Below are 6,194 nucleotides of genomic sequence, written 5' to 3'. Positions count from 1 at the left end.
GCTGTGGGCCGCCGCGGTCGGGAAGGGCGCTCTGCTGAGTGCCCGGTCGCAGGCCGCCCGTCTGCGAACGGCCGAGATCATCCCCGGTGGAGCGAGGTACGGCTTCGCGATCATGAACGCGAACGGCTGGATCGGGCACAACGGCGACATCCCCGGCTACACGACGGTGGTGGTGTATCTGCCCGAACGCGACGCGACGCTCGTCGTGATGACGAACTCCGATGAGCCGCACGACCATGCAGCGGGCCAGTTGGCCACCGCCGTCACCCAGATCGCGATACCGGACGACGTCTACCGACTGGGCGCCGCGCCGTCGGCGGCGTCGCCAAGCCAGCCCGGGAGCTGAAAGCCTCAACCGCGGCCGTGGAGTCATGCCGCATGCCAGACTCCGGTCGTGCGTATCGGAATGACCTTGCCGGTGATGGAGCCCGATCTCGATGCGGCGATGTTGAGGGCGTGGGCCCGCGTCGTCGACGACGGCCCGTTCTCCTCGCTGTGCTGGGGTGAGCGCATCGCATTCGGCAATCCCGACTCCTTGACGCTGCTCGGCGCCATGTCGGCATGGACCGACCGGGTGGATCTGGTGACGACCGTCATCGTCCCCCAACTCCACGATCCGGTGATGCTGGCCAAGGCGCTGGCGACCGGCGACATGCTCAGCGGCGGCAGGCTCACCGTCGGCATCGGCGTCGGGGGCCGCGAAGAGGACTACACCGCCGTCGGCGCAGACACCTCGACGCAGACGATGCGCGGAATGGCCGAGCGAGTCGCGATCATGAAGAGGGTGTGGTCCGGCGAGAAGGTCACCGAGTCCGTCCTGCCCGTTGGACCCGCACCGGTGCAGTCGGGAGGCCCCCGGCTATTGGTCGGCACGATCGGCCCGAAGACGGTGCGTAGCGCAGCGGACTGGGCCGAAGGGCTGGCGGGGACGACCCTCGACCTCGACCTCGCCAAGCAGAACGAACTATTCGACGTAGCCCGCGCTGCATGGGCCGAAGCAGACAAGGCGGCGCCGCACCTGGCCACGTCCTTCTGGTTCGCGATCGGTGACGGCGACCAGCCACGTGCCCAGATGCACCACCACCTACGCCGTTACATGAACTGGATACCGACGGAGTTCGTCGATGCCATGGCGCCCACCACGGGGTGGGCGGGCACCGATGAAGAACTGCTTGCCGTGCTGCGCGGGTTCGAGGCCATCGGCACCGACGAAGTACACCTCATCCCGACGAGTTCGAACGTCGACCAATTGCGGAGGGTGGCCGAAGTGGCCAAGGAATTCGGGTAGAGGTGTTCAAGCGCTTCATGGGAATTACGTACCGCAGGACGGTTCGTGCGGCTAATTCAAGGTCGGGCACACCGCATCAGAGACCGCCACACAAATTTTCCAGCAAATGTCGAGGTGCGGGCTACGTACTTCCCGACGCGGTGTTGTGCGGCTACTGGGCGGCACGCGAGAAAAGGCTGCCACCGGGCGCAGGCGACGACGTTGCGTCTCATCGGCGAAGGTCTCATTGCGTTGGCGGAGGGTGATCCGCGGGCCGGCAATGCTCCAACTCGGTGCGCCGGGTCAGGCAGCGCGACTGCCGTCGCGACACCGCTCTGCACCAGGGCTACAAGTGACCCGCGGCGCCGTGAACTGACCCGATCGTTGAAGCTCGGGACATTCAGGGGGCTGACCGAGTGACGTCCACCGCGTAACGTCGGTTCGGACTCCGATTGGGTGCCTGCCCTCGGTAGGCTTCGAAGGTACATCCGATTGATGCCGATATATGCTGTCGCACAGTCGATTTAAGCAGTCAACGGACGGCTCGTAGCGCACCTCGATTGTGTGGCGTTGATGGGCGGCAACGTTTCCCGGCGCGCTGAGCACAATGCGCACGAGACGCCTTTCGAAAATTGCGCGGGTTGTGAGCACAAGCGCGACTTTCATTGCAGGATCTTCGCAACTTCGCAGTTGACCCCACTAGGGGCGTCCTGCATCCGACGTTAGGGAGCTCCTCGCGCCATGGCGCGCTTGTGCCAACAACCCGCGCTACACGCGATTTCTCGATTTTGCGCATGGTGCGCACGCCAGGATCAAGGGCTCGTGGCATCAGTCGGGCACGCGTCCTCGCACTGGCGAAGATTTGGGGGTCGTTCTGCTGCCCGGGGGGACAGATGGGCCGGACAGCGCTTTAATCAGCGGGTTCGTTAAATTCTGGTCTCAGGGGGCGAATGTGGTTGTTTCGGCAAGATCGGCTCGAGCTGCGAGCCTGGCATTAGTGGGAGCCATCGCCATCGCCATCGCGCCGTCCGTCGCGCCGCCAGCTCACACCTCAGCAGAGCGGGCCGTCACGCTGGTCGCCGAAACGCAACCAGTCACCGTCGGGTTGGTCACCGACCAGGGATTGGATGACCTGATGGCGGCCTACGACGCCGCGCGGCCCGGTCTGGACTACGGCGTAGCTCTCGCACTCTGGGCAGGTCGGTTCCTTCCCATACCCGGCGCGGCGCTGTACCACTTCTCGGTGGCATACGAGACGTTGGTCGACCCCGTGACGTACAGCCTCGTTCACAATTTCGGCGCCTTCATCGGCGGGGACATCGAGCTCGCCGTGGCGCTGAACAACATCGCTGTCGATGCCGCCGGTGCGGTCGTCGACTTCGCGACCACGGAGCTGAACGGCCACGCGGGGGTGGTACCTCCCGCGGACGCGCCCAATGCCGGTGCCGAGCCGTGGGTGCGATGGATCATCACTGCTGCCGTCTCACCCCTGTACTACCTCCCCGTGCCCAATGCCCTCACCGTCGACCAGGTCTCGATTCTGGGTCGGTTGGTCGGCACCATGGTCAGTAGTGCGATCGACAATCTGGAGCAGGTCACCTCGAACAGGCTCACCCTGGGCCAAGCGCTCGCCAACCTCTGGGCCGCACTGACCGACGTGGCCCTTCCGGAGCTAGCGGCGCAGGAGCGAGCACTCTTCCTCCCGCCGGCACCGCCGGCCGGAGGGGCGATCGACCCCGAATCAGCGCTCGCCCATCGCATCGCGACGATCGACGGTGCCGCGCCGTTGTCGGCCGCCAATGCTGCGGCGCCCCTGGCGCTTGTTCCTACCTTGCCCGTCCAGGAGGAGCTTGCGCTCTCGGCCGAACCGGTCGGGGTGGACGCCGAGCATGTCGGAGTGGACGCCGAGCCCGTCGGAGTGGACAGCGACCCGGTTGGGCTGGACGCCGTGCCCGTCGAGGCTGAGTCCGAGCCCGCTACCGGCGCCGCAGCGTCGACCAAAGCTGAGGTGCCGAAAGTGTTGAGCGACAGCCCATCCCCGAATGAAGCAGTCAGTGGACGTACGGCGGTCGAGCACGAACCGCCCATTCGGGCCGGGGATCGGTCGCCGGAGAAGGTGAAGCCTGACAAGCCGCGCAGGCTGGCCGGTGAAATCAATTCGCCCTCACGCGCCACTGTTCCTTCGACTCGTCCGGTCAAGCCGGCGCCTGGTCGGCCGGAGTCGGCTGGCGTTACGCCGAAGACCGACCACGACGAGGGTCACGGGACGGATGAAGGCGCGATGCAGGGTGAGGCTGCAGCGTAGGGCGCGAGCCAGATCTCAGTTCACGCGCGCACGCCCGAAGACGAAGGTCACCAAGTACCGCTCGGAATCCGACGGCGGAGAGACCCGATGCAGTGTCTCGACCGTCTGCGACGACTGAGTTGGACGAGTGTCAACTCGTGCCCCGCTTCGAATACCGAGCAATTGCGTCCATGTCGACTACGACGCTTGGTAGCTCTCATCCGTCAGTCGAGAGAAGCAGACATCGACCACGTCTTGGGAGCGTGTGCATGCAGAAGCGAGTCGCTCGAAAAGACCCTTTGTCGATGACACCGATGAAGGCGCATACGCATCGGGCAGCCTGGGGCTTGGGAACAACACGCACGACAGCAGAAGGCACTACGACACAACCTGATTCGCGATCTCAGCAGCGCTGCTCGACAATGCCGTCTCCCGCTACGGCAGCGCCGAGCTCGCGAGCCAGTTCGACGGTGCTCGCATCGGACCACCCGGCACCAGGAACACGACCGCTCCCGTCCCAGCGAATCCCAGTCCAATCATCGTCAATGGTCCGTCATCGTCGGCATCGTCCCCGTTCCGGTCGATCACCCCGCTGCCGACCCGAGGTGCCCCTCGTCGACGTCGATGGCAATTGAACCGTTCACGGGTGTGGCGCGTGTCATACAATGTCAGTCGAGAAGGGGGCGCCATGCAGCCATCGACCCACGCTCACACCAGACTCGCTGCCGTGGGACTCGTGGCCGCGACCATTGCTTCAACCGCCGTAGCGCCTCCCGATGCGGCGATCCCGACACACGCACCCCCGGCGATCTCGACTGCGGACATCCGATTGGCCGCCACGGGGGTGCCGCCAGGTGGGCTCATCACCAGCTTCCTGGGCAATCAGGTGACCTATTGCGCGATCATCTGCCCGTTGCTCGTCCAGACCGGCGTGACGGCAGCCGCGACGACGGCACAGGCACCCTTGGTGTTCTTGGCCGCAGCACAATCCGGCAACCTGCTCAAGGCGATCGGCGCCGCCGCGGCCTCGGTGACGGGTCCGACGAACGCCGCCTGGGCGGCGACCATCCTCGCCGACGGCACAGTGGTGGCGCCGCGCGCGCTCAACGCCTTCGAGACCGGCGTGGTCGGACTGCTGAACGTGATCCCCGCCGCCGCGAATGGGCTGCCCGGAATCGTCACCGCCATCCAAACCGCACGCCAGGAGACCTTCGACGCCCTCCATGCCCCGATCGTGCCCAACCCCACGCCGACCGTGATGCCGCACGGCGTCCTTCAGGTCGCCGTCATCGGGCTCATCAACGTCGGAGCGGCCATCATCTTTCCGGCGCTCAACGACGTCCTAGGCACCATCACTTCGGTGCCCGACGCCATTGCGCAGGAACTGGCGGCGAGCGGCGATCCGGTGCGCGCGATCGCGGCGGGGGTTCAGACCGCCGCCGCGGCGGGCCAGGCGGCCATCTCCGTCGTCGTGCAGGCGATCGACACCGCCATCAACGACATCCGGGCGGAGGCCGCTGGGCCTGCTGGGACGAGCGTGTCGACACCGGACCAAACACAGACTGCTGCAACAGTTCTTGGGCTCCGCACGGCGGTTCGCGACCGGTCCTCGGTGGTGGATACAAGCCCGCTGGTGCATGGCCGCCCCACCTTGATGGGTCCCACGACGAAGCGCGGCGTGACCGAGGATGCGGGGCAGTCGGTTAGGGCGGGCGCACTGGAGGTGAAGCCGGGCCGAACGCGTAGCGCCGAGGATGCGGATCCGTCGGCCAATCGACGGGCGAGCGGCACGGAGGCGCCATCGCACGCCGCGGAGGCGCTATCGCATCTGCGGCACGACGCAATGGCGAAGGCGCGCAAAGGTGCGCACGATGACGCGAAGAAAGCGGATGCGCACCCGCACCGGACGAGCAGATCAAGGGACTAGATGCACGGCCGGAGGGCTGTCGGCCGCCGAGATTGGCCTTCGGCCAATCGCATGCGCCACGCAGCGCGCTGACGTCGGCTCCTGGGCAGCGGCACCGCACGCACCCCGGCAGCCAACGAACGCGGCCCACCAGCGAAGACGCTCGATGGTTGGATCATTGTTGAGCCCCGTCCGACAGCTGCATCGGATGGCCTTATAGTGGCTGGTGAAGGCCAATTTTTAGTGTGGTGTCCCCGGCAGGATTCGAAATGTCGGTCATGTGTACCTGCCCGAAGCCCGGCACAACAGCCATGTCGAAAGCCAAGAGGTCGACCAAGGTTCCGAACATGGGACTAAACCGCTCCACTGCGTCGGTAAATGAATGTTTCCTTGGCTGGGACCTGGACGTCGGCAACGAGTTCGATCTGCTCCAACAGACTGATTGGGCGGATACAGCCCCGGTATGGGTATCTCGGTCGCCGGTTTGCGCACTGCGACGGTCGGCGTCAAACCCGCTCGCCGGGTTTTGGGCCGGTCCCGTCCGACTCTCGCGCGGCTTGAGCCGAAAGAAATGAGTTAGCCCGTCCAGACAACCATATCGGTACCTAAAGCGTCCCGGTAAACAACGCTGTCGGGTGCTGTGCCCCCTCGTACGTCGAAGTAAACCCTCCCAGTTGTTTGGGTACCCGCCGCGATCGGTTGGTTAGGAAGGCCGTCCGTCTCGTTTCCCTTCATAA

General features: G+C 65.6%; 5 protein-coding genes. 4 read left to right on the top strand and 1 reads right to left on the bottom strand.

The window, feature by feature from the left end; translation table 11 throughout:
• The 4 genes from QOI01_RS02790 to QOI01_RS02775 form a co-directional block, all read left to right on the top strand.
• Nucleotides 1–346 (top strand): serine hydrolase (locus QOI01_RS02790; protein ID WP_526378378.1); only part of this gene is annotated, 346 nt, incomplete at its 5' end.
• Nucleotides 347–406: 60 nt separating this feature from the next.
• Entirely contained in the window at nucleotides 407–1,288 is an 882-nt protein-coding gene (locus tag QOI01_RS02785; protein WP_526378382.1) for an LLM class flavin-dependent oxidoreductase, read from the top strand.
• A 976-nt stretch (nucleotides 1,289–2,264) separates the two neighbouring features.
• Nucleotides 2,265–3,572, top strand: coding sequence for a hypothetical protein (locus QOI01_RS02780; protein WP_526378376.1), 1,308 nt, complete (start codon nucleotides 2,265–2,267; stop codon nucleotides 3,570–3,572).
• 667 nt (nucleotides 3,573–4,239) lie between these two features.
• Nucleotides 4,240–5,478: a hypothetical protein gene (locus tag QOI01_RS02775; RefSeq protein WP_526378374.1), complete on the top strand. Its 1,239-nt coding sequence runs from the start codon at nucleotides 4,240–4,242 to the stop codon at nucleotides 5,476–5,478.
• Nucleotides 5,479–6,033: 555 nt separating this feature from the next.
• On the opposite strand, the gene QOI01_RS02770 is transcribed toward QOI01_RS02775, so the two are convergent.
• The coding region (locus QOI01_RS02770) for a DUF1942 domain-containing protein (RefSeq protein WP_526378380.1) at nucleotides 6,034–6,194 on the bottom strand (161 nt) is incomplete at its 5' end.

Source organism: Mycobacterium sp. (assembly GCF_032162605.1).
Classification (GTDB): Bacteria; Actinomycetota; Actinomycetes; order Mycobacteriales; family Mycobacteriaceae; genus Mycobacterium.
Note: the sequence above shows the minus strand (reverse complement) of the source record. Positions and strands in the feature narration are given on the sequence as shown.

Coding starts and splice junctions, on each gene's coding strand:
- QOI01_RS02785 (WP_526378382.1), top strand. CDS start 407: ATGACCTTGCCGGTGATGGAGCCCGATCTCGATGCGGCGATGTTGAGG.
- QOI01_RS02775 (WP_526378374.1), top strand. CDS start 4,240: ATGCAGCCATCGACCCACGCTCACACCAGACTCGCTGCCGTGGGACTC.